17 protein-coding genes, 3 tRNA genes and 2 pseudogenes are annotated in these 22,812 nt (G+C 71.6%); 7 read left to right on the plus strand and 15 right to left on the minus strand.

From position 1 onward, the window contains the following. Positions 1 to 281: 281 nt before the first annotated feature. Complete coding sequence (locus tag ACFSL4_RS32175; RefSeq protein WP_381090892.1) at positions 282 to 458, minus strand: BldC family transcriptional regulator; 177 nt, start codon at positions 456 to 458, stop codon at positions 282 to 284. A gap of 573 nt (positions 459 to 1,031) precedes the next feature. Then, positions 1,032 to 1,874: a DUF8083 family protein gene (locus tag ACFSL4_RS32180; protein ID WP_381090850.1), complete on the minus strand. Its 843-nt coding sequence runs from the start codon at positions 1,872 to 1,874 to the stop codon at positions 1,032 to 1,034. Positions 1,875 to 2,108: 234 nt separating this feature from the next. Between ACFSL4_RS32180 and ACFSL4_RS32185 the strand changes: the two genes are divergently transcribed. Both ACFSL4_RS32185 and ACFSL4_RS32190 read left to right on the plus strand, forming a co-directional pair. Beyond that, positions 2,109 to 3,203: a Leu/Phe/Val dehydrogenase gene (locus tag ACFSL4_RS32185; protein WP_381090852.1), complete on the plus strand. Its 1,095-nt coding sequence runs from the start codon at positions 2,109 to 2,111 to the stop codon at positions 3,201 to 3,203. Between the two features lie 301 nt (positions 3,204 to 3,504). Next, positions 3,505 to 3,753, plus strand: coding sequence for a DUF3073 domain-containing protein (locus tag ACFSL4_RS32190; RefSeq protein WP_381090855.1), 249 nt, complete (start codon positions 3,505 to 3,507; stop codon positions 3,751 to 3,753). 69 nt (positions 3,754 to 3,822) lie between these two features. Here the strand turns inward: ACFSL4_RS32190 and purM are convergent, their stop codons facing one another. The 7 genes from purM to purS form a co-directional block, all read right to left on the minus strand. Beyond that, a complete protein-coding gene (purM, locus tag ACFSL4_RS32195; RefSeq protein ID WP_381090858.1) occupies positions 3,823 to 4,890 on the minus strand; it encodes a phosphoribosylformylglycinamidine cyclo-ligase in 1,068 nt (355 codons plus the stop codon). Between the two features lie 42 nt (positions 4,891 to 4,932). Further along, positions 4,933 to 6,459: an amidophosphoribosyltransferase gene (gene purF / locus ACFSL4_RS32200; RefSeq protein ID WP_381090861.1), complete on the minus strand. Its 1,527-nt coding sequence runs from the start codon at positions 6,457 to 6,459 to the stop codon at positions 4,933 to 4,935. Positions 6,460 to 6,544: 85 nt separating this feature from the next. Next, positions 6,545 to 7,357 (minus strand): META domain-containing protein, encoded by an 813-nt coding sequence (locus ACFSL4_RS32205; protein WP_381090864.1) that lies wholly within the window; start codon positions 7,355 to 7,357, stop codon positions 6,545 to 6,547. A gap of 394 nt (positions 7,358 to 7,751) precedes the next feature. Next, positions 7,752 to 8,588, minus strand: a complete 837-nt coding sequence (locus ACFSL4_RS32210) for a maleylpyruvate isomerase family mycothiol-dependent enzyme (protein WP_381090867.1) — start codon at positions 8,586 to 8,588, stop codon at positions 7,752 to 7,754. A gap of 154 nt (positions 8,589 to 8,742) precedes the next feature. Then, positions 8,743 to 11,001 (minus strand): phosphoribosylformylglycinamidine synthase subunit PurL, encoded by a 2,259-nt coding sequence (purL, locus tag ACFSL4_RS32215; protein ID WP_381090870.1) that lies wholly within the window; start codon positions 10,999 to 11,001, stop codon positions 8,743 to 8,745. After that, a complete protein-coding gene (purQ, locus tag ACFSL4_RS32220; RefSeq protein WP_381090873.1) occupies positions 10,998 to 11,678 on the minus strand; it encodes a phosphoribosylformylglycinamidine synthase subunit PurQ in 681 nt (226 codons plus the stop codon). Before purQ ends, purL begins: the two co-directional genes overlap by 4 nt. Beyond that, a complete protein-coding gene (purS, locus tag ACFSL4_RS32225; RefSeq protein ID WP_019982969.1) occupies positions 11,675 to 11,938 on the minus strand; it encodes a phosphoribosylformylglycinamidine synthase subunit PurS in 264 nt (87 codons plus the stop codon). The genes purQ and purS overlap by 4 nt, the downstream gene beginning before the upstream one ends. 360 nt (positions 11,939 to 12,298) lie before the next feature. Between purS and ACFSL4_RS32230 the strand changes: the two genes are divergently transcribed. The 4 genes from ACFSL4_RS32230 to ACFSL4_RS32245 all read left to right on the plus strand — a co-directional run bounded on the left by ACFSL4_RS32230 (position 12,299) and on the right by ACFSL4_RS32245 (position 13,725). Then, positions 12,299 to 12,616 carry a histone-like nucleoid-structuring protein Lsr2 gene (locus ACFSL4_RS32230; RefSeq protein WP_381090877.1) on the plus strand — a complete coding sequence of 106 codons (318 nt, stop codon included), beginning with the start codon at positions 12,299 to 12,301 and terminating at the stop codon, positions 12,614 to 12,616. Positions 12,617 to 12,803: 187 nt separating this feature from the next. Further along, positions 12,804 to 12,875: transfer RNA gene (locus ACFSL4_RS32235), tRNA-Gly, on the plus strand. A 117-nt stretch (positions 12,876 to 12,992) separates the two neighbouring features. After that, positions 12,993 to 13,068, plus strand: a tRNA-Gly gene (locus ACFSL4_RS32240). A 584-nt stretch (positions 13,069 to 13,652) separates the two neighbouring features. Then, positions 13,653 to 13,725: transfer RNA gene (locus ACFSL4_RS32245), tRNA-Gly, on the plus strand. 157 nt (positions 13,726 to 13,882) lie between these two features. Here the strand turns inward: ACFSL4_RS32245 and ACFSL4_RS32250 are convergent. The 4 genes from ACFSL4_RS32250 to purD form a co-directional block, all read right to left on the minus strand. Beyond that, on the minus strand, positions 13,883 to 14,782 hold the full coding sequence (locus ACFSL4_RS32250) for a phosphoribosylaminoimidazolesuccinocarboxamide synthase (RefSeq protein ID WP_381090880.1): 900 nt from the start codon (positions 14,780 to 14,782) through the stop codon (positions 13,883 to 13,885). Between the two features lie 86 nt (positions 14,783 to 14,868). Then, positions 14,869 to 16,368, minus strand: coding sequence for a N,N-dimethylformamidase beta subunit family domain-containing protein (locus ACFSL4_RS32255; protein ID WP_381090882.1), 1,500 nt, complete (start codon positions 16,366 to 16,368; stop codon positions 14,869 to 14,871). Positions 16,369 to 17,059: 691 nt separating this feature from the next. After that, entirely contained in the window at positions 17,060 to 18,829 is a 1,770-nt protein-coding gene (locus ACFSL4_RS32260) for a hypothetical protein (RefSeq protein WP_381090884.1), read from the minus strand. A gap of 624 nt (positions 18,830 to 19,453) precedes the next feature. Continuing rightward, entirely contained in the window at positions 19,454 to 20,710 is a 1,257-nt protein-coding gene (gene purD / locus ACFSL4_RS32265; protein WP_381090886.1) for a phosphoribosylamine--glycine ligase, read from the minus strand. Between the two features lie 84 nt (positions 20,711 to 20,794). Here purD and ACFSL4_RS32270 point away from each other — a divergent pair. Further along, positions 20,795 to 21,225, plus strand: a pseudogene (locus ACFSL4_RS32270) (transposase); the annotation flags it as partial. Between the two features lie 77 nt (positions 21,226 to 21,302). Here the strand turns inward: ACFSL4_RS32270 and ACFSL4_RS32275 are convergent. Then, positions 21,303 to 21,857: a putative immunity protein gene (locus ACFSL4_RS32275; protein ID WP_381090889.1), complete on the minus strand. Its 555-nt coding sequence runs from the start codon at positions 21,855 to 21,857 to the stop codon at positions 21,303 to 21,305. 300 nt (positions 21,858 to 22,157) lie between these two features. Next, positions 22,158 to 22,812 (minus strand): annotated as a pseudogene (locus tag ACFSL4_RS32280) (DNA polymerase III subunit gamma and tau); the annotation flags it as partial.

The following is a 22,812-nucleotide window of genomic DNA, read 5'->3' on the forward strand; positions in this document are numbered from 1 at the left end:
CAATTGCACTTCCGGTACGAAGTCGCGCACCTGAGATCCGACACCCCTCCCCAGACTCCGACAAGGCCGCTCACAGACCGGCCCCCGCTCACAGACCGAGGCACAAAAAAGATCGCGCTGGACCCGGCGGAGTCCAGCGCGATCGACGACGCACCCTTGTCGTGCCTCTGATGAGCCCGGGCGAGGATCCTGTTGGGGCAGGACCCGCGTCGCATGGAGCTGTTGTCCGGGCGTCGCGGCAGATTGGGGGAACCTGCCGGTGTGCCCGGCTATGCGGTTGTTCAGGCCTCGCTGCGCTGCTGCGGGATGCCCGCGAGCAGGGCGCGGACCTCGGCCTCGCGATAGCGGCGGTGTCCGCCGAGGGTACGGATCGACGTGAGCTTGCCGGCCTTCGCCCACCGCGTGACCGTCTTCGGGTCGACGCGGAACATGGTGGCGACCTCAGCCGGGGTCAGCAGCGGCTCGGCATCAGGGGTGCGAGCGGTCCTGAGCGGCCTCCTCGGGAGAACCGAACCTTCTCGGTTCTTTCCTCTAAATTCTGCACCTTGACCCGCGTTGCCCGAAATGGCGGACGCGAGTCGAGTCGGTTATAGGACGAACGGCTTGTCCTCGGCACTACAACTACACCATCTGTCCAGCCGCGTCGGCCAAACCGATGGAATTGCCCTCCCAGGTGTTCATCAGCGACGGAAGCCGATGGACCATGCCATAACGGACAGTCACGCCACTGTGACGATCAGTCACAGCGCGATCAGGAGGCGTCAGACCCCCCAAAGCCGGTAAATGCCGACTCTCCACCCATAGATGGATGGAGAGAGCACTTGCCGGGCTCCTTGTCCTATTTTGGCACGAGGAGGGTCGTACGACGCAAGGTCCATGTAAGTGCCGTCCGTCACGCTTGACGGCATAAGCCCGGATCGAGCCCTACGTCCCCCGTAGGACCTGTGACAGGTCAACCATGGGCCAAGGGTCGTCACTTCACTATGTCACGCGGGTCACAATTCGTGCACTGGTTCGCCCGAGCCCCGGGCTCAGTTCGCCGACCGGCGGTCCCGTACGGCCCGCCAGCGCTCCACCAGCCGCCCGTAGGCCTCCCCGGCCGCCGCCCCGTCCCCCTGGCGCAGGGCCTCGATGCCCTCGGCGACGTCCGCCGCGGAATGGTCCCCGTCCAGCTCCGCGGCCGGCAGGACATGGACGAGCCCGCCGTAGTCCAGCTCGACCAGCGACCGCGGATGGAACTCCTCCAGCCAGCGCCCCACGTCCACCAGGCCGTCGATGAGCGGCCCCTCGTCGATCGTCTCCCGCAGCGTCCGCAGCGCTCGCGCGGTGCGGCGCCGCGCCTGCACCATGGGTGTGCGGTAGCGCAGCATCGGGGGAACCTCGCCGGAGCCCTTGTCATAGCGCCGTTCGGCGTCCGAGACCAGCACGAACCAGTTCAGCGGCACCTGCCAGGTCGCGGTGCGGATCCACGGGCGGGCATCCGGGTTGCCGGCGAGCCAGCGCTCGTAGTCCTGGGCGGCCTGGCGGCGCACGACGGGCGGCAGCACCGCGTCCAGGACCGGCGCCGGCAGTTCCTCCGCGAGCTCCCCCAGCGCCTGCCAGCCGCGCAGCCGGGTGCGCCAGGGGCAGACGTACAGCACCGCGTCGACCTCGGTGACGAAGGCGTCGCTGCTCTCGTGCACCGGCACCGGGACCGGCGGGGTGGGCAGCAAGTCCGCCAGGGACCGGCGCAGTTCGTCCTGGTACGAGGGACGGTCGGGGCGCCGCGCGTAGCGCGCCCAGTGGTCGCGTTCCGGCTCGGGGAAGGCGGCCAGCGGCTCGTACACGCGCAAGTAGGACGCGTACGGGACGATCACCGAGGACACCTTGGGCACGCCTGCTCCCTCCCCATCGGACCGGACCCGAAACCCGTCCGAGCAGGGCCCGGGCGGGGTGGAAAACCACTGCAAATCGTCCCACGAACCCGCCCCGGCGTACTCCGAGGGAGGGTGTTCCCGGGCACTGCGCGGCTGGCCGGCGCGCTCACGCTCTACGCTCATGCCCACGGGCCCCGCCACCCGCACGGGACCCGCCCGTCAATCGCCGCTACACCACCGGGAGTCACCACAGTGACCGACGTAACCGACGGCGTCCTGCACACCCTGTTCCGCTCGGATCAGGGAGGCCATGAGCAGGTCGTGCTCTGCCAGGACCGGGCCAGTGGCCTCAAGGCCGTCATCGCGATCCACTCCACCGCCCTGGGCCCCGCCCTCGGCGGTACGCGCTTCTATCCGTACGCGACCGAGGAGGCGGCCGTCGCCGACGCGCTGAACCTCGCGCGCGGGATGTCGTACAAGAACGCCATGGCCGGGCTCGACCACGGCGGCGGCAAGGCCGTGATCATCGGTGACCCCGAGCGGATCAAGACCGAGGAGCTGCTGCTGGCGTACGGCCGTTTCGTGGCCTCGCTGGGCGGGCGCTACGTCACCGCGTGCGATGTCGGCACCTATGTGGCCGACATGGACATCGTGGCGCGGGTGTGCCCGTGGACCACCGGCCGCTCGCCGGAGAACGGCGGCGCGGGCGACTCCTCCGTCCTGACCGCGTTCGGCGTCTTCCAGGGCATGCGGGCCTCGGCCCAGCACCTGTGGGGCGACCCGACCCTGCGCGGCCGCACGGTCGGTGTCGCGGGCGTCGGCAAGGTCGGGCACTACCTGGTCGAGCACCTGCTGGAGGACGGTGCCCGGGTCGTGATCACGGACGTGCGGCCGGACGCCGTGCGCCGGGTCACCGACGCGCACCCCGAGGTCGCCGTGGCCTCCGACACCGACGCCCTGATCCGGGGCGGCCATCCCCTCGGGGCGCTGGACATCTACGCCCCGTGCGCGCTGGGTGGGGCGCTGAACGACGACTCCGTGCCGGTGCTGACGGCCTCGGTCGTGTGCGGCGCGGCCAACAACCAGCTCGCGCACCCGGGCGTGGAGAAGGACCTCGCCGACCGCGGGATCCTGTACGCGCCGGACTACGTCGTCAACGCGGGCGGCGTCATCCAGGTCGCCGACGAGCTGCACGGCTTCGACTTCGAGCGCTGCAAGGCGAAGGCGGCGAAGATCTTCGACACCACGCTGGCCATATTCGCACGTGCGAAGGAGGACGGTATTCCGCCGGCCGCCGCGGCCGACCGGATCGCCGAACAGCGGATGGCGGAGGCACGCGGACGCTGATCCTTCCCGGTCCGGCCCCCGGGTTTGACCGGTACCCGCCGATGGGCAGTTAGAGAGAACTCTCACTCTTATCGGCGGGTCGTCCGCCAATAAGTGGTTAAAATCGGCCGTGACCAGCGAGGACGGGGCGCCTCGACGGTCTTGGGCACACGCCCGTCCTGCGGGCGACGTACCGTATGGGCGCGGGCTCAGGTACCGTGGAAGCCCTACGGACCGGCCTCTCTACGGAGAGTCCGTTCCGGATCATGAACGCGTGTCAGACTCTGGGGCCGTTGAGCCCCGTCGTTGAGGGGGTCGAGCCATGGGGCGCGGCCGGGCCAAGGCCAAGCAGACGAAGGTCGCCCGCCAGCTGAAGTACAACAGCGGTGGGACGGACCTCTCACGCCTGGCCGAGGAGCTGGGCGCATCGACGTCGAACACGTCGCCGAACGGCGACCGGTTCGAGGACGATGAGCAGGACGACGACCTGTACGCACGGTACGCCGACCTCTACGAGGACGACGAGGAGGACGAGGACGACCAGTCCTCGCAGCACCGTCGCGGCGCTTGACCTTGCGCTGAGCTTTCACCCGGTCCGTGGCCCTGGCCACGGACCGGCTTCTGTGCTGTCCGCGAGGGCTCAGCTCGCGTAGTCACCGACCAGTGCCGCACCCGTACCGCGGTCGCCGCGGGCGGTGATCTCGCCGGCGACCCAGGCATGGACGCCGCGGTCGGCGAGGGCGGCGAGCGCGACCTCCGCCGACTCGTCGGGCACGACGGCGATCATGCCGACGCCCATGTTCAGGGTCTTCTCCAGCTCCAGCCGCTCGACATCGCCGGTCCTCCCGACGAGCTCGAACACCGGTGCGGGGGTCCAGGTGGAGCGGTCGACGACCGCGTGCAGGTCGTCCGGGATCACCCGGGCCAGGTTGGCCGCGAGTCCGCCGCCCGTGATGTGGCTGAACGCGTGCACCTCGGCGGTGCGGATCAGGGCCAGGCAGTCCAGGGAGTAGATCTTCGTGGGCTCCAGCAGCTCCTCGCCGAGAGTGCGGCCGAAATCCTCGATGTGCCGGTCGAGATCGAGCTTCGCCCGGTCGAGGAGGACGTGCCGGACGAGGGAGTACCCGTTCGAGTGAAGTCCGGAGGCCGCCATGGCGATCACCGCGTCGCCCTCGCGGATGCGTTCCGCGCCGAGCAGCCGGTCGGCCTCCACGACGCCCGTACCGGCGCCGGCGACGTCGAAGTCGTCCGGACCGAGGAGGCCCGGGTGCTCGGCCGTCTCACCGCCCACCAGGGCGCAGCCGGCCAGCACACAGCCCTCCGCGATGCCCTTCACCATCGCGGCGACACGCTCGGGGTGGACCTTGCCGACGCAGATGTAGTCGGTCATGAACAGCGGCTCGGCGCCGCACACCACGATGTCGTCCATGACCATGGCCACCAGGTCGTGGCCGATGGTGTCGTAGACGCCCATCCGGCGTGCGATGTCGACCTTCGTGCCCACGCCGTCGGTGGCGGAGGCGAGCAGCGGACGCTCGAAGCGCTTCAGGGCGGAGGCGTCGAAGAGGCCGGCGAAGCCGCCGAGGCCGCCGAGGACCTCGGGGCGCTGCGTCTTCTTCACCCACTCCTTCATCAGCTCGACGGCGCGGTCGCCCGCTTCGATGTCGACGCCCGCGGCTGCGTAGCTGGCACCTGTGGTCTCAGGCATGGCTGAAAACTTTCGTGTCGTACGGCGGGTCTTACGGGCCGTCTACGGGCGGCGGATCGCGTCGGTCGCGGCCGTGGCGGCCGGACCGGCCGCGAGCTCGGTCTCCAGCAGCTGCTTGCCCAGCAGCTCCGGATCGGGCAGTTCCATCGGGTACTCGCCGTCGAAACAGGCGCGGCACAGGTCGGGCTTGGCGATGGTGGTCGCCTCGATCATGCCGTCGATGGAGATGTACGCCAGGGAGTCGGCGCCCAGCGAGGTGCCGATCTCCTCGATGCTCATGCCGTTGGCGATCAGCTCGGCACGGGTGGCGAAGTCGATGCCGAAGAAGCAGGGCCACTTCACCGGCGGGGAGGAGATCCGGATGTGCACCTCCGAGGCACCCGCCTCGCGCAGCATCCGCACCAGGGCCCGCTGTGTGTTGCCGCGGACGATGGAGTCGTCCACGACGACCAGGCGCTTGCCCTTGATGACTTCCTTCAGCGGGTTCAGCTTCAGGCGGATGCCGAGCTGGCGGATGGTCTGCGAGGGCTGGATGAACGTGCGGCCGACATACGCGTTCTTCACCAGGCCCGCGCCGAACGGGATGCCGGAGGCCTCCGCGTAGCCGATCGCGGCGGGCGTGCCGGACTCGGGCGTCGGTATGACCAGGTCGGCCTCGACGGGCGCCTCCTTGGCGAGGCGACGGCCCATCTCCACCCGCGAGAGGTAGACGTTCCGCCCGGCGATGTCGGTGTCGGGGCGGGCCAGGTACACATACTCGAAGACACAGCCGCGCGGCTTCGCTTCCGCGAACCGGGATGTCCGCAGGCCGTTCTCGTCTATGGCGATGAACTCGCCCGGCTCGATCTCGCGCACGAAGCTGGCGCTGGTGATGTCGAGGGCGGCGGTCTCGGAGGCGACGACCCAGCCGCGCTCCAGGCGCCCGAGGACCAGCGGGCGGATACCCTGCGGGTCGCGGGCGGCATAGAGCGTGCCCTCGTCCATGAAGACGAGTGAGAAGGCGCCCTTGACCTGCGGCAGCACTGTGACGGCCGCCTCCTCGACGGTCAGCGGCCTGCCGTCCTCGCCGTGCTGGCCGGCGAGGAGGGCGGTGATGAGGTCGGTGTCGTTGGTGGCGGCCACCTGCGGGGCGCGGCCGTTCTCCTTGGGAAGGTCGGCGACCATCTCGGCGAGCTGCGCCGTGTTGACCAGGTTGCCGTTGTGGCCGAGCGCTATGGAGCCGTGCGCCGTGGCGCGGAACGTCGGCTGGGCGTTCTCCCAGACGGAGGCCCCTGTGGTCGAGTAGCGGGCGTGGCCGACCGCGATGTGACCCTGGAGGGAGCCGAGCGAGGTCTCGTCGAAGACCTGCGAGACCAGGCCCATGTCCTTGAAGACGAGGATCTGGGAGCCGTTGCTGACCGCGATGCCCGCGGATTCCTGGCCCCGATGCTGGAGGGCGTACAGCCCGAAGTACGTGAGCTTTGCGACCTCTTCACCCGGAGCCCAGACACCGAAGACGCCACACGCGTCCTGGGGGCCTTTCTCGCCGGGGAGCAGATCGTGATTGAGTCGACCGTCACCACGTGGCACGCCACCGAGTGTAGGCGAGATCGCGCACTGGTCCGAATCCCGTCAACCGGCCCGTACGGCACCCCGGATGGGCGGCCCTCCGGGGTCACTGCTCCGCGACCGCGCTGACTCCCTTGCCGTTTTCGCTGGTCAGCGAGATGCCGCGGTGGTCGATCCGGTAGGCGAGGGCCCCGTCGAAGAGCGTACCCAGCGACCTCTCGGCGTCCACGAGTGAGCCGTCGCACATCCTGCGGGTGGTACGGGGAGCGCCCAGGGTGAGATGACCGTCGCGTACCGTCGCCTTCGCCGTGAACCGGTTGCAGCCCAGGCTGCCGGACGCCGTGCCGGCCTTCGCGTCGAGGACGAACCACGCCTTGCCGGCCGCCGCGGCGGGCAGTGAGGAGGCGACGCCGCCGTCGACCATCGATGTCACCTGCCAGCGCGTGCCGTACAGCGGCGCGTCGCTCTCCTCGGTGAGGCGCACCCGGTCGCCGTCCTCGGTGGTGAGCGTCAGCCGGTCCCGTTCGACGGCCGCGGTGAGGGAACGTCCGGCGAGTGCGCGGGAGAAGGCCGCCTCGAACGCCATCGGGGCCTTCTCGCACGCCATCTCGGTGGACTGCGCGGGGCCGAAGTCGATGCGGTCGCCCCGGACCGCGGCAAAGGCACCGAAACTGTTGCAGCCGTAGTTGCCGTGGGCCTGCCCGTGGTCGTCGATCTGGAGGTAGGCACCGGTGGGGGCGGCCTTGGTGGCGCCGCCGCTGGTGAGGCTGTCGACGCGCCAGTGGACGCCCGTGACGGCCGGGGTGCCAGGGGCCGGGCCGACGGAGCCGCTGCCGCCACCGGGGCCCGTCTGCGTTCCGCAGGCCACGGCGAGCGGGAGGAGCGTCAGGACGGTGAGGGTCAGTCGGTGCTTGTCCATGGAGGTGGGACGGGTGGGGGTACGGGGCGGTTCCCGGTGCGGTTCCCGGGCCGGGTGCCGCCCGGGAGGTCACGCCGGGCACCGCGGCCGTCAGGCCGGGCACCGCCCAGGGGGGTCACGCCGGGCACCGCCCAGGGAGGTCACACCGGGCACCGCCCAGGGAGGTCACACCGGGCACCGCCCAGGGAGGTCACACCGGGCACCGCCCAGGGAGGTCACACCGGGCACCGCGGCCGTCACGCCGGGAGGCGGACGGCTGCGGCTGTCGCCCGGGGACGACGGGCATGTCCGTCCCGCGGCCGGAGGCCGAGACGAGGCCCTTCCGACAGCGTGAGTGGGACGGATCTGCCGATCCCAGGTCTTCTGCACGGTCAGCCGGGAAGAGCCTCGGCCGTCACGCCATGAGGGGCAGCAGTCCGCTGAGGTCGGCTCGTTCACCGCTCGCGCCGACCTTGGCGTCGGCGAGGGCGGAGTGCCAGTCCGTGCGGCCGGTCGCCAGCCGGATCCAGGTCAGCGGGTCGGTCTCGACGACGTTCGGCGGGGTGCCCCGGGTGTGGCGGGGGCCCTCGACGCACTGCACGACCGCGTACGGCGGGATGCGCACCTCCGTCGAGGCACCGGGCGCCTTCACTACGAGCGCGTCGGCGAGCAGCCGGGTGCAGGCGGCGAGGGCCTGGCGGTCGTACGGGATGTCGAGCCCCGGGACGGCGGTGTTCAGGTCGTCGGTGTGGACGACGAGTTCGACGGTGCGGGTGACCAGGTAGTCGGCAAGGGTCATGGCACCGATGGGGGTCCCCCCTGCTCGAGCACAGCCGAGAGCTTGGGGGAGGGCGGCGACCACCCGGGTCCCCGAAGCGGTGGCCAGGCGCTCGCTGAGCCGCTCCTCGGTGCGGGCGTACAGGGCGCCGAGGTCCGGGTTGTCCGCCGCGAGCCCGCGCGTGTCCTCGGCGATGTCGGCGGCGCGGACGGCGGTGACGAAGGGCCACTCCAGGAGAGCGAGCTGCGGCTTCGGCGGCTCCTCCCGGTCGAGGTTGCGGCTGACGGTCTCCACGGCCATGGTCATGTGCGCGGCCAGCTCCCGCACGGTCCACTCCCCGAGCCGCGAGGGGCGCGCGAGCTGCTCGGAGGTGAGGGTGCCCACCGCCTTCCGCACATTCCCGAACTGGGTGAGGACCGCGGAACGGATCGTGGCGGAGTCATAGGTACGCGCGCGCTTCTTCGCCGGGGGCATGGGACGAGCCTATGCCGTCACGGCGCAGCGGTTCAGGCCGTTTCCGACCAGGCCGGCGCCGGGGCCGCCGGACGCCGCGCCCGCTGGAGGAAGGCCCCGCCCGGCGAACCGGGCGGGGCCTTCACCGACGTATCCGCCGCCGCTTGCGGTGCGGTCACGCGAGCAGCGCCGGGATGGTCCCCTCGTGCGCCTCGCGCAGTTCCTCCAGGGACAGCTCGAACTCGCCCTGCACCTCGACCGTGGCACCGTCCACGACACCGATGCGGGTGGCGGGCAGGCCCCGCGCGCCGCACATGTCGTTGAAGCGGACCTCCTCGGAGCGCGGCACGGCCACGATCGCGCGGCCGGCCGACTCGGAGAAGAGGAAGGTGAAGGCGTCGAGCCCGTCCGGCACGACCAGCCGCGCGCCCTTGCCGCCGAGCAGCGCCGACTCCACCACGGCCTGGATCAGACCGCCGTCGGACAGGTCGTGGGCCGAGTCGATCATCCCGTCGCGGGAGGCCGAGATGAGGATCTCGGCCAGCAGCCGCTCGCGCTCCAGGTCCACCTTCGGCGGCAGACCGCCGAGGTGGTCGTGGATCACCTGCGACCAGGCCGAACCGCCGAACTCCTCACGCGTGTCGCCGAGGAGGTAGAGCAACTGGCCCTCCTCCTGGAAGGCGACGGGCGTACGGCGGGCGACGTCGTCGATGACGCCCAGTACCGCGACCACGGGCGTCGGGTGGATGGCCGCCTGGCCGGTCTGGTTGTAGAGGGAGACGTTGCCGCCGGTCACCGGGGTGCCCAGCTGGAGGCAGCCGTCCGCGAGCCCGCGCACGGCCTCCGCGAACTGCCACATCACGGCCGGGTCCTCGGGCGAGCCGAAGTTCAGGCAGTCGGACACGGCGAGCGGCCTGGCCCCCGTGGTCGCCACGTTGCGGTACGCCTCGGCGAGCGCGAGCTGCGCGCCCGCGTACGGGTCGAGCTTCGCGTACCGGCCGTTGCCGTCGGTCGCCAGCGCGACGCCGAGCCCCGACTCCTCGTCGATGCGGATCATCCCGGAGTCCTCGGGCTGGGCGAGGACCGTGTTGCCCTGTACGAAGCGGTCGTACTGGGAGGTGATCCAGTGCTTGGACGCCTGGTTGGGGGAGCCGACCAGCTTCAGGACCTGCTCGCGCAGCTCCTCGCCGGTCCGCGGGCGCGGGAGCTTGTCCGCGTCGTCGGCCTGCAGGGCGTCCTGCCACTCCGGACGGGCGTACGGACGCTCGTACACCGGGCCCTCGTGCGCGACCGTCCGCGGGTCGACGTCGACGATCTTCCCGCCGTGCCAGAAGATCTCCAGCCGGTCCCCGTCCGTCACCTCGCCGATCACGGTGGCGATGACGTCCCACTTCTCGCAGATCTCCAGGAACCGGTCGACCTTCTCCGGTTCGACGACCGCGCACATCCTTTCCTGCGACTCGCTCATGAGGATCTCCTCCGGCGAGAGCGTCGAGTCGCGCAGGGGCACGTCGTCCAGGGTCACCCGCATGCCGCCGGAGCCGTTGGAGGCCAGCTCGGAGGTGGCACACGACAGACCGGCCGCGCCCAGGTCCTGGATGCCGACGACCAGCTTCTCCCGGAACGCCTCCAGGGTGCACTCGATGAGGAGCTTCTCCTGGAAGGGGTCGCCGACCTGGACGGCGGGGCGCTTGGACGGCTTGGCGTCGTCGAAGGTCTCGGAGGCGAGGATCGAGGCACCTCCGATGCCGTCGCCGCCCGTGCGGGCGCCGTACAGGACGACCTTGTTGCCCGCGCCGGACGCCTTCGCCAGGTGGATGTCCTCGTGCCGCATCACACCGACGCAGCCGGCGTTGACCAGCGGGTTGCCCTGGTAGCAGGCGTCGAAGACGACCTCGCCGCCGATATTGGGCAGGCCCAGGCAGTTGCCGTAGCCGCCGATGCCCGCGACGACGCCCGGCAGGACGCGCTTGGTGTCGGGGTGGTCGGCGGCGCCGAAGCGCAGCGGGTCCACGACGGCGACCGGGCGGGCTCCCATCGCGATGATGTCGCGCACGATGCCGCCGACGCCGGTCGCGGCGCCCTGGTAGGGCTCCACGTACGACGGGTGGTTGTGCGACTCGACCTTGAAGGTCACGGCGTAGCCCTGGCCGACGTCCACGACACCGGCGTTCTCGCCGATGCCGACCAGCAGGGCGTCGTTCTGGGGCGCCTTCTCGCCGAACTGGCGGAGGTGGACCTTGGAGGACTTGTACGAGCAGTGCTCGGACCACATGACCGAGTACATGGCGAGCTCGGCGCCGGTGGGGCGGCGGCCCAGGATCTCGACGATCCGCTCGTACTCGTCCTTCTTCAGGCCGAGTTCGGCCCAGGGCAGCTCGACGTCGGGGGTCGCGGCCGCGTGCTCGACCGTGTCCAGAGGCGTCCGGCTCATGCGTTGACCAGCTTCTTGAGGATCGAGGTGAAGAACGGGAGGCCGTCTGTGCGGCCGGTGCCGATCAGCGGCTCGACGGCGTGCTCGGGGTGCGGCATGAGGCCCACGACGTTACCGGCCTCGTTGGTGATGCCGGCGATGTCGCGGAGCGAGCCGTTGGGGTTGAAGTCGACGTAGCGGAAGGCGACCCGGTTCTCGGCCTCCAGCTTGTCGAGCGTGTACTCGTCGGCGACATACCGGCCGTCCATGTTCTTCAGCGGAATGTGGATCTCCTGGCCGGCCGTGTAGTCGGCGGTCCACGTGGTCTCCGCGTTCTCCACCCGCAGCTTCTGGTCGCGGCAGATGAAGTGGAGGTGGTTGTTGCCGAGCATCCCGCCCGGGAGGAGGTGGGCCTCGGTGAGGATCTGGAAGCCGTTGCAGATGCCGAGAACGGGGAGGCCGGCCTTCGCCTGCTCGATGACCGTCTCCATCACCGGCGAGAAGCGTGAGATGGCGCCGGCGCGCAGATAGTCGCCGTAGGAGAAGCCGCCCGGCAGCACCACGGCGTCGACCTGCTTGAGGTCCTTGTCCTTGTGCCAGAGCACGACGGGTTCGGCGCCGGCGAGACGGATCGCGCGCTGCGTGTCCCGGTCGTCCAGGCTGCCGGGGAAAGTGACGACGCCAATACGAGCGGTCACTTTGCGGCCTCCGCGACTTCCTCCACCTTGACGGTGAAGTCCTCGATCACGGTGTTGGCGAGGAAGGATTCCGCAAGATCATGGATGCGGGCGAGCGCGGCGTCGTCGACCGGCCCGTCCACCTCGAGTTCGAATCGCTTTCCCTGACGTACGTCGGAGATGCCTTCGAAACCCAGCCGCGGCAGTGCGCGCTGCACCGCCTGGCCCTGGGGGTCGAGGATCTCCGGCTTGAGCATGACGTCGACTACGACGCGTGCCACTGGCACTCCCGGTGTGTGGTGCTGAGCAGGTTCCTTCAGACTACCCGGCCAGATTTTCTACTCGCGTAGATTCGTAGCATCCTACGTGACCGTCATCACGATCCGGCATCGGCGCGGGCGCCTCGCACGGAAAATCCTCGGAAAAATCACAGAAGAGCGACGGGCGGCCATTGCACCTGGACACGCGGAAGTATTCAACCGGGCTTCCCAATGCAATGCCGAGCACTGTACAAAGGAAAAGGCAATAGCCGATACTTTGCTCAATTACTGCCGGACAGTCGACATCTCCTCGACATACCCCGGGCGTCTGCGCACGTCATGGTGTGATCACGGAGGTGCCGCACGAAGGGACCGATATTCGTGGCGCAGCGTGTCGTGGTCACTCTCTTTGACGACATCGACGGCTCAGAAGCGGCGGAAACGATCGTCTTCGGACTGGACGGCAAGTCGTACGAGATCGACCTCAATCAAGCCAATGCCAAGAAACTGCGTAAGGCGCTGGCACCCTACGTCGAGGCCGGCCGCAAGAAGGCCAAGTCCGGGAAGGCCTACACGCACACGGCACTGACCCCCGACCCGGCCGCGGTCCGCGCCTGGGCACGCTCCCACCAGATGGACGTGCCGCCACGGGGCCGTATCCCGAAGAAGGTGTACGAGGCGTTCGCGCAGGCGCACTGAGGTGCACTGAGGCGTGCGGCGGCCGACGGAGCCGGTTGCCGGGTCCGGGCCCGGCAACCGGCTCCGTCGGCACCGAGTACCTCACCGGGCCCCGCTCACAACCGACTTGCGGAGCCCCCCTGGTGATCAGCTAGAGTCTGGAGCACGCCGAGGGGCAAGACCGAAAGGCCGAGACCCCGGGAGTCGCGCGGGTGTAGTTCAGTAGTAGAACACCCCCTTTCCAAGGGGGAGGCGCAGTGTGCAATCCCTGTCACCCGCTCTACGGCATCGGCCGGACCGCTCATGGGAGCCCTCCTGCTCAGGCTTGTCGAGAGCTTGGGGGAGGATCAGGTAGGCTGGTGCCCGCACCGATCGGTGAAAGCCGGTCGGGAGCCATGCGGACGTAGCTCAGTTGGTAGAGCGCAACCTTGCCAAGGTTGAGGTCGCGAGTTCGAGCCTCGTCGTCCGCTCCAGAGAGCAAGGGCCCCAGTCAGTCGACCGGGGCCCTTGCTCGTATGCGCCTGCCCTCAACGCGGCGCCGACGCCATGCTGTTGCGGGCGCACCGTGGCGGCACGGGGGTGCCGGATCCTCATCTGCCGACCGCCGGGCCGCCGGTGTGACGGTGACCACATCGCCCCGCACCGAACTGCCGGGGAAGCGGGCTCCGGTCGTCACCGGCACGGGCGGCCGGCGCGTCCGGAGCCGGGCAGGACGGCGGGTGTCCGCAGCTTCGTCCCGCAGTGCGTCCGTGCCGCGGCGGCTCGCGGAGACCCTCCGTGCGGTACGCGCGGAAACCGACGCGGAGCACCCGAGTTGGCCGCCGCCGCTCTCTGCGTCCGAGGCATACGGAGCGGCCGCGTGGAAAGCCGAGTCACGCGAATCCGCCGTCGGCGGGGCGACCGTGGCGCGGCCCGCCGAGCGGGCCGCGCGGCCGCGGGACCGTACGCGGCGACCTCCCGTCTGGCGTCCCGGGGCACGGGGCGGCGAACCGTCGTGCGGCGGTGCGTCCCGCGGGTGAGCGAGGTTGGGTATAGTTGCTGTCGCGCAGCGCGCAGTGCGGACGTAGCTCAGTTGGTAGAGCGCAACCTTGCCAAGGTTGAGGTCGCGAGTTCGAGCCTCGTCGTCCGCTCGTGGCAAGAAGCCCCCCGGCCCAGGCCGGGGGGCTTCTTCGTGCGCGGTGTCCGGGGTGCCGGGTGAGGGCGGCGGGTCGTCGGGGCCGATCCTTCGACGGCGGGTCGTCGGGGCCGATCCCTCGACGGCGGGTCGCCGGACCCGCTCGGTGGCGGCTACGACCAGCGGAGGCCGGTCAGGCGCTCGTACGCCTCCACGTACTTCGCCCGGGTCGCCTCCACGATCTCCTGCGGCAGCGGCGGCGGGGGCTGCTCGCTGGTGCGGTCCCAGCCGGAGGCGGGGGAGGTGAGCCAGTCCCGTACGAACTGCTTGTCGAACGACGGCTGCGGGCGGCCCGGCTGCCACCGCTCGGCCGGCCAGAAGCGCGAGGAGTCGGGGGTGAGGACCTCGTCGGCGAGGACGAGGGTGTCGCCGTCGTAGCCGAACTCGAACTTGGTGTCCGCGAGGATGATCCCGCGGTCGCGGGCGATGTCGCGGGCACGGCCGTAGACGGCGAGGGTGGCCTGCCGCAGCTGGGCGGCGGTCTCGGAGCCGACCTGGCGGGCGACCTCCTCGTAGGAGACGTTCTCGTCGTGCTCCCCGACCGCGGCCTTGGTGGCGGGGGTGAAGATCGGTGCGGGCAGCTCCGACCCGTCGACCAGGCCCTCGGGCAGGGCGAGACCGCAGACGGTACGGGACTCCTTGTACTCGGCAAGGCCGGAGCCGGTGAGGTAGCCGCGGGCCACGCACTCCACCGGGACCATCCGCAGCGACTTGCAGACCAGGGTGCGGCCCGCCCAGTCGGCGGGGGCGCCGGGCGGGAGCTCGGTGCTCAGGACATGGCTCGGGGCCAGGTCGGAGAGCTGGTCGAACCACCACAGCGAGAGCTGGGTGAGGATCCGGCCCTTGTCCGGGATCTCGGTCGGCAACACCCAGTCGAACGCCGACGTGCGGTCACTGGCGACCATGACGAGGTCGCCCGCCTCGTTCTGGTACAGCTCGCGCACCTTTCCGGTGTGCAGATGCACCAGACCCGGCACCTGGACGGGCTCGGGCTTTTCGACGAATCCGGACACGGTTCCTCCCCGCCGTTCTCTCCTGTTGACTCGATTCTCCCGTATACGGGCGGAGAGCCCATCCAGGGGGCCGGTACGGGCGGGACTCAGTCCCGTTTGCAGATGCGGTCCAGAAGGTTCGCGGTCGCCTGCTGGATACGGGTGTCCACGTGGCCGGGGCGGTCCAGCGCGGGAGACCAGGCGAACGTTCCGGCCGCGAAGACCAGCGCGCCTGACGGGGCACGGTAGAGGGAGGTCTCCTGGTGGCGCAGGACGCCCTCGCCGTCCCGGTAGGGGGAGTGGGCGAGCAGAATGCGGCCCCGGTGCTCGGGCAGCGGCGCGCGCGGGAAGTAACGATCCGCCTCTCCGGCGACCATCCCCTCCAGTTCGTCGCCCTCGTGGGCGCCCGCCGACTCCCACAGCCAGTGGTCGGCGTTGCGGACGACCAGGGGGTGGGGCTCGGGAACCCGGCCCGCGTACTGGATGCCCACCAGCTCCTGCTCGGGACGGTCGATCTCCCGCCACAGCACGGGCTTGCCGGGGCCTCGGCGCTTGCGGCAGGTGAGCAGCCGGTCGGGGATGCCGGACGGTGACGGGCCCAGCTCCACCTGCCAGTACATGGTGTTGGCGGAGAGGAAGACGAGCGAGGTGCCGTGGTCACGTGCGCGTTCCACGGTGCGGCGCATCGCGCTCGACCAGTACTCGTCGTGGCCCGGGAAGACGAGGCCGCGGTAGCGGGTGGGGTCGACGCGGCCGGCGTGCAGATCGCGCGCGTCGGCGTAGGCGAGGTCGTAGCCGTAGCGCTCGGCCCACCGGATGACGTCGTAGGCGTGACCGACGTGCAGGGGCAGTCCCGCGCCGGCGCACGGGCGGTCGAAGGAGACCGTGGTGGCCGCGTCGGCCTCGCCGAGCAGCCGGCCGTGCTCGTCCCAGGCGTGGTACAGGCTGGCGCCGGTACGGCCGTCCTCCGGGTACAGGTTGTACGCCTGCCATGTGACGTCCGGGAGCAGCAGGAGCAGGTCCGCCGGGCGGCTGTCGCGCACCGTGAAGGGCACGTGGGAGCGGTAGCCGTCGGCGGTGGTGAGGACGGCGACGTACGCGCCGACATTCCAGTACGACGGAATCTGCAGCCGCCAGGAGAGCCACCAGTGGTGGCAGGACACCGTCCGGTCCGCGGTGAGCGCGGGCGGCTGCACGATGCCGGAGAGACGGGGGCTGGTGGTGATCTTGGCTGCTCCGTCGCCGGCGTAGTGCCCGATCCGGTAGATGTCGACGGCGAACTCCTGGGGCGGGTCGACCGTGATGCGGAAGTCGATGGCCTCCCCCGGGGCGACCGCGCCGGTGGAGGTGAAGCCCTTGATCTGGCGGTGGACGTCGTCCGCGGAGCGCGGGCCGCTGCTGCGGGGTGCCGGGATGCGCGCCCCGACGGGACCCTGGGCCGGGACGTGGGGCGGGGCCGGGTCCACGTACCAGGGGACCACGTGGCCCGTGTCGTCGAAGTACGTTTCGCTTCCCCGGAGCCAGGGCACGGGGCCCAGGCCGAAGGGGTCCGACACGGCGTGCGCGAGAGCGCCCGACTCCCAGCGGCGGATGTGCTCCGACCCCATGATGTCCCCTCCCTCATCCCCCGTGAGCGGTACCGACGTCCGTCGTGTGCTCGCGTGCCTCGCCTCGTGCGCGATCGGTCCCAGCACATCACATTACGCACCCACTCCGTCACCGTTCGTCGCGAATTGACGTGAACGGAGTGGGATCCTCCGGCCAGGAGTCGGGGTTGCGGTGGCGTGATGCGGGGTGTCGTCGCAGGTGAGGGGGGTTGGGGCGGGAAACGGCTGCCGACGGGCCCTATCCGGGGTCGACGGGGGTCGGCGCGGGATCGGTGGGGGGACCGGTGGGGGCCCGGTGGGGGACCGGTGAGGTCGGCGCGGGATCCGTGGGGTCGGCGGACTTGGAAGGGGCTTGCGGGCGTGGTGGTGCGGGCACGGGCGTGGCGGTGCGGGCACAGCCGTGCGACGCGGCGGGCACGGTGGTGCGGGCACGGGCGTGCGACGCGGCGGGCGCGGTGGCGGGAACGGCGGCGGGCGGACATGCCGTCGTCGGGTGGAGGCGGGGTGCCCCCCTGGTGGGGGCGCCGTCCTGGGCGGAGGCGCCGTCCTGGGCCGGTAGGTGTGGCCTGGGCGACGCCGCGGTGCGGCGGTGCGGCGGAGGGGCGGTGTGGCGGAGGGGCGGTGCGGCGGAGGGGCGGTGCGGCGGAGGGGCCGGTGTCGGGTGTCGCTGCCGCCGACGGGGCGGCCGGTGTCATACCAGCCGGACCGGCTTGTCGGGGCGTATGCCCAGGTGGAGGAGCCAGTTGCGCAGCGGGGCCGGGTCGCCCTCCTCGACGAGCGAGAGAACCTGGGGTGTCAGATCGGTCGTGCGTTCGCCCCTGACCAGGAGGGACGGGCCGTCCAGCCAGTCGAGGCCCGGCAGCGCCCCCGCCGTGTCCATCGCGGCGCAGCACACCATCGCGGTGACGTGGTCGACGAGCAGCTCCCGGCCGGTGCGGGGCTGCTGGAGCGGGAACAGCGGGAACGTCGCGTCGTCCCACAACGCCCCGTCCGGCCCCGGCGGCTGCCCCGCGGAGGCGCCGCCCGCTATCGCGCCCTCGGCCGCCTCCTCCCGGGCCAGCTCGGCGCTGAGCCCGGCGGCGAGAACCGCCGTGCGCGCGCTCGCGACGGCGCCGTCGTCGTCGGGAGCGGCCTCGGCCTCCCGCACTCCCCCCTCGCCCTCGGTCGCCCGAACCGTCAGGTACTCCAGCACGCGCTCCAGCGTCGGCCCGTGCGCGTCCGGTGCGGTGGTGCGGCGGGTGCGGCGGACGCCCAGGGCGTTGAGAACGCGGTGGAGTCGGGCCGCGTCCGTGCGCCACTTCCGGTCGACGACCTCGTCCGGGTACTCCTGCCAGTCCACCGGGGCCCAGTCGGGGCCGGACTCGGCCCGGCCCCCGTGGAAGAGGCGGGCCGCGAGCAGCGACGCGGCCTCGTCCACCGCGCCGGGCTCTTCGAGCAGGTCACAGGCCGGGCGCTCCCCCAGGCGGGAGGCGAAGCCCTCGGCCAGCCGGTCCCGGCGGGACAGCTCGGTGAGCGCCGCGACCACTCCGGCGTCCAGGCGCGAGGGCCAGCGGCCCATCCGCCAGGCCGGCAGCGCGACCCGGGTCAGAAGCCGGTCCCAGCCCGCATAGGCCAGGCCCACCTGCTCCTGGGCGACGATCCGCAGTCCGTAGTCCACAGCCTGTGCGCGCTCGGCCGCGGCGGCCGCCACCCCCCGTTCCATCTCGGCCGCGTGTCCCCGGCAGTTCCGCAGCAGCAGGCGCGCCACGCAGCCGGCCCCGGCGAGCACCGTACGGGTCACGGGGCCGCGCGCGGGCGCGGACGTCACCGCCACAGCGGCGTCCAGCCCTCGTATGAAACGGCGTGCCGCCGCTATATCCGGGTGCGCCGACGGTCCCGTACCCGCGACGACCGGGGCGAGGACCGCACGCAGTTCGCCCACCCGCATCCACCACAGGAACGGCGAGCCGATGACGAGCACGGGCGCGGCGGGGGCGCGATGGTGCCGGGTGGTCGGCAGGCCGCGTATCCCCCGTGGCCCCGGTGTCCCGTCGCCGGATTCGGGAGGTGGCGGGCCGTGGGCGGGGTGGGTGCGGTCCTCCAGCCAGCTGTCGCAGTCCGGTGTGAGCGCTATCGCCGACGGTGCGGGTACGTCGAGGCGGTCGGCCAGGTCCCGGACCATCCGGTACAGATCGGGGGCCGAGGCCTCGCTGATCGGGACCGTGGGGCTCAGGGCCGGTCGTGCCCGGGTGACGACGAGGGCGATGCCGGCGGCGGAGAGCAGGACGACCGCGGCGACGCCGGTCGTGATCCAGCGCGCGATCCCCCACCGTCCACCGCTGATGTGGCCGGTGGCACCCCCCGCGAGCAGCACGACGGCGACGGCGGCGGGCAGCAGTGCGACGGCCAGCGCCCTGCTGCGGATCCGCAGCACGGCGAGAGCCCGGGAACGCGCGGCCTGCGCGCCCGCTTCCACGGCCATACCGGTCACGATCGGACGTCACCCCCTCTGTCCCGCCTCTGATCCACGCGACGCACCCCGTGACGGTCTGCGTCACAGAGGTCGCCGGTGAATGCCCGTGCGTTGCTCACTCCCCCACTGTGGCACCCGTCACTGACATCGCAATGCCGGTGGGCCAAGTGCCGGAACGCTTGCGCCGCACCCTAGTTGGGGCCCAGGCCCTCGTCAGCCGGATGGGCCACTGCTCACTCGATGGAATGGCTTTGGGGAGAGGTGGATGACGCAGGGGCACGGATCAGGCCCAGGGGCGCTTCGGTCCCCGGCAGGGGCCAAGGGCCCCGATTCGGGGGACGGCTTCGGGCTCCACGGGGTTCATCGCCCGGCCGGACCATCGCGCGAGCGCCCGGCCGCGGCACGGGACACCGAGCGCGGCACGGGACACCGAGCGCGGCACGGGGACACCGAGCGCGGCACGGGACACCGGTCACACGGCGCGGAACCCCGGCCCCGGCCCCGGCAGGGAGCGCCGGGCCACCGCATGGGTCACCGGTCACGGAGGCCGCTCCCCCGCGCAACGGGCCGCGGCGGCGCGCCCGGCTCCGCAACGCCCGGCCGCCGAGCGCTCACCCGGCCACGGCGGCGGGGTCAGACGCCGGTTCCCGCAGCCTTGGCCGCGATGTCCGTACGGTGCTGGGAGCCGTCCAGCCCGATGCGGCCCACGGCGGCGTACGCCCGGTCGCGTGCCTCGGCGAGGTCCGCGCCGGTCGCCGTGACCGACAGCACGCGGCCGCCGGCGCTCACCACCGTGTCGCCCTCACGCCTGGTCCCGGCGTGCAGGACGTAGGCGTGCGGGGCGTCCTGGGCCGCCACCTTGTCGAGCCCGGTGATCGGGTCGCCGGTGCGCGGGGTGCCCGGGTAGTTCTGCGAGGCGACCACCACGGTGACCGCCGCGTCGTCGCTCCAGCGCAGGGGCTCCAGGTCGGCGAGGGTGCCGTTCGCCGCGGCCAGCAGCACACCGGCCAGCGGGGTCTTCAGACGGGCGAGGACGACCTGGGTCTCGGGATCGCCGAAGCGTGCGTTGAACTCGATGACCCGGACGCCCCGTGAGGTGATCGCCAGACCCGCGTACAGCAGGCCGGAGAAGGGGGTGCCGCGACGGCGCATCTCGTCGACGGTCGGCTGCAGAACGGTCTGCAGAACCTCCTCGACCAGCTTCGGGTCGGCCCACGGCAGTGGCGAGTACGCGCCCATGCCGCCGGTGTTGGGCCCCTCGTCGTCGTCCAGGGCTCGCTTGAAGTCCTGGGCGGGCTGGAGCGGGAGGACCGTCTCGCCGTCGGTGATCGCGAACAGGGACACCTCAGGGCCGTCGAGGAACTCCTCGATGACGACGCGCTCGCAGCGGGCCGCGTGCGCCTTCGCCGCCTCCAGGTCGGGTGTGACGACGACGCCCTTGCCGGCGGCGAGGCCGTCGTCCTTCACGACGTACGGGGCACCGAAGGCGTCGAGGGCCTCGGCGACCTCCGCAGCGTTCGTACAGACGTACGAACGGGCCGTCGGCACGCCCGCGGCCGCCATCACGTCCTTTGCGAACGCCTTGGAGCCCTCCAGCTGCGCGGCCTGCCCGGACGGTCCGAAGACGGGGATGCCGACCTCGCGCACGGCATCGGCGACACCCGCGACGAGGGGCGCCTCCGGGCCGACGACGACCAACCCGGCGTCGAGCTCGCCGGCCAGCGCGGCCACGGCCTTTCCGTCGAGGGCGTCGATCTGGTGCAGCCGGGCCACCTCGGCGATGCCGGCGTTGCCGGGGGCGCAGTGCAGCTCGGTGACGGCGGGATCGAGGGAGAGAGAACGGCACAGGGCGTGTTCGCGGGCACCGTTGCCGATGACGAGGACCTTCACGGGGTCAGCCTAATCCAGGGTGCGGGCGGTTCGGTCCGGTCCCCGCAAGGGGCCGGCGGGCGGCTTGCGACGGACGGCGGCACCGCCTTCCACCAGCACGCCGACAGCGAGATCCTGCTCAGCTTCCTCAGCTTCCCCGGTCTCGGGCCCCAGCTTGCAGCCCGTGTCCTCACCGGGATCGGCGACGGCCGGACCCGCTTCACCGACGCCAGAGCGCTCAAGTCCTACGCCGGCTCCGTCCCCGTCACCCGCGAGTCGGCAAGAAACGCTTCGTCGGCCGCCGCTTCGTCGGGGACAACCGACTCATGCACGCGGGCTTCCTCCGGGCCTTCTCAGCCCTCCAGGCCTCACCCGGAGCCAACGCCCACCACCGGCGCCGACGCGAACACGGAGACTGGCACAACGCTGCCCAGCGCCACCTGCTCAACCGCTTCCTCGGATGGCTCCACCACTGCCTCCGGACCAGGCGGCACTTCGACGAACAACGAGCTTTCGCACCACTTCTCCCAGCGTCCACGCAATTCGGGAAATGGGCACACGCTCGGTCAGTGAGCGCTTGGCGGCCCTCGTTGAGGCTGCGCCATCTGGGCGCTCAGAGTCGCTCGGTGAGGGTGAGTAAGCGGAGGTCAGCGTCCAACATGCGGATCAACTCGCCAACCCGGCCGCCGCCATCCGGCGCCGTCGGGAAGCGTTTGAGCACGTCAACCACGACCGGTGTTGCACGACGCACCGTCCGTTCAAGGTGCTCAGCACCGACGCTCCGGTCGTCGTCGGCGACGAGTTCGGCCGCTCTGGCTGCGTAGGCGCCGGCTCCCAGAATGTGCTTGACCTGGGTGGCTTTGGCCAGCGGATGCAGGTAGGCGGCGCCTGCCGCAGACATCGCCGCCCACGCTGCCTCGCGCCCAGCCGCAGTGTGGGCGCTCTTGGCTGCCTTGAGTGCCGCCGACGCTGTGTCGCGCAAAGATTTCCCGCGCTCGCCGCCCCGGGCGAATGCCCACGCGGCACCGATGGCATCTCGAGGCCGCGAGTCGTCCGGCTGATCAGCCTCGAATACCTCCAGCACGACCTCCGCAGAAGCCGCGGCGAACGCGGTGACCGCACGAAGATCCTGCTTGCTCAGAACGACCTCGCTCGCTTCCCCTGTCATGCTGCCATCCTCGTTGATTCCCTCCGGACAGCGCGGCAGGAAGTCGGTCTCGGCCGCTCATACCGACTGGCCTCCGACGCGGACAGGATCGTCGGACTTGACTTCTTGGCCCCCGAGATGTCTAACGGACGGAGACGGGTGGCCTTGTGGGGGCCGCCAGAGGCGGCGTGGGCAATGGTTTGTGGCTTCGCCCAGAAAACGGAGTGCCCGCCGCCCTCCGAGCCGGTGGCCCGGCCCCGCCTGGCCGCCCGTCCGGAACAGCCGCCCGTTTGGCGGCCACTCGTCCGGGACGGCCGCCGCCTACTCGTGGGAGATCTCCTCCACGACCGTGGCGCCCAGCTCCCGCACGATCAGTTCGTGGCCCGACAGCGCCGACTCGTCGAGATCGGGGTCGTCGTCCTCGGGCATGTCGTCCTCGGGCGCGATCGCATGCCGCTCCGGGACGGGTGGCGGGGCCGCGGCGGGGGCCGCAGGAGCGGCGGGTGCGGCCGGACGCGTGGCCGGTGCGGACTGCCGGGGCTCGGGACGCGCGGCGGCCGGTGCGCCCGCGCCGTAGCGACCGCCGGGTCCGCCGCCCGCGCCGCCTCCCCCGTTGAAGCCGCCGCCGAGGCCGGGGCCCGCGGCGGGCGGCGGGGCCGAGCCGCCGGACGGGTCGACGATCGCCTCGATCTTCCACTGCACGTTGAACTGCTCGGCCAGCGCCTGGCGCAGGACGTCCTCGCTGCCGCTGCTCGCGAAGTTGTCCCGCGCGCCCGCGTTCACGAAGCCGAGCTGCAGCGTCGTCCCATCGAAGCCGGCGACCTGCGCGTTCTGGCTGAGCAGGATCCAGGTGAAGCGGCGGCGGTTCTTCACGGCCTCCAGGATGTTCGGCCACAGCATGCGGGGGTCGAGCCCGCCCGGTGCCGGCGCGGGCGCCGCGGCCGGAGCGGACGCGGGGGGCGGGGTGGGCGCGGCC

The organism is Streptomyces caeni (assembly GCF_042678285.1).
GTDB lineage: Bacteria > Actinomycetota > Actinomycetes > Streptomycetales > Streptomycetaceae > Streptomyces > Streptomyces caeni.

Bases quoted from the DNA above. Each gene is read 5' to 3' on its own strand.
- ACFSL4_RS32190 (WP_381090855.1), top strand. From the start codon at position 3,505: ATGGGGCGCGGCCGGGCCAAGGCCAAGCAGACGAAGGTCGCCCGCCAG.
- purM (WP_381090858.1), bottom strand. From the start codon at position 4,890: ATGCCTGAGACCACAGGTGCCAGCTACGCAGCCGCGGGCGTCGACATC.
- ACFSL4_RS32205 (WP_381090864.1), bottom strand. From the start codon at position 7,357: ATGGACAAGCACCGACTGACCCTCACCGTCCTGACGCTCCTCCCGCTC.
- ACFSL4_RS32210 (WP_381090867.1), bottom strand. From the start codon at position 8,588: ATGCCCCCGGCGAAGAAGCGCGCGCGTACCTATGACTCCGCCACGATC.
- purL (WP_381090870.1), bottom strand. From the start codon at position 11,001: ATGAGCCGGACGCCTCTGGACACGGTCGAGCACGCGGCCGCGACCCCC.
- ACFSL4_RS32255 (WP_381090882.1), bottom strand. From the start codon at position 16,368: ATGGGGTCGGAGCACATCCGCCGCTGGGAGTCGGGCGCTCTCGCGCAC.
- ACFSL4_RS32260 (WP_381090884.1), bottom strand. From the start codon at position 18,829: ATGGCCGTGGAAGCGGGCGCGCAGGCCGCGCGTTCCCGGGCTCTCGCC.
- ACFSL4_RS32275 (WP_381090889.1), bottom strand. From the start codon at position 21,857: ATGACAGGGGAAGCGAGCGAGGTCGTTCTGAGCAAGCAGGATCTTCGT.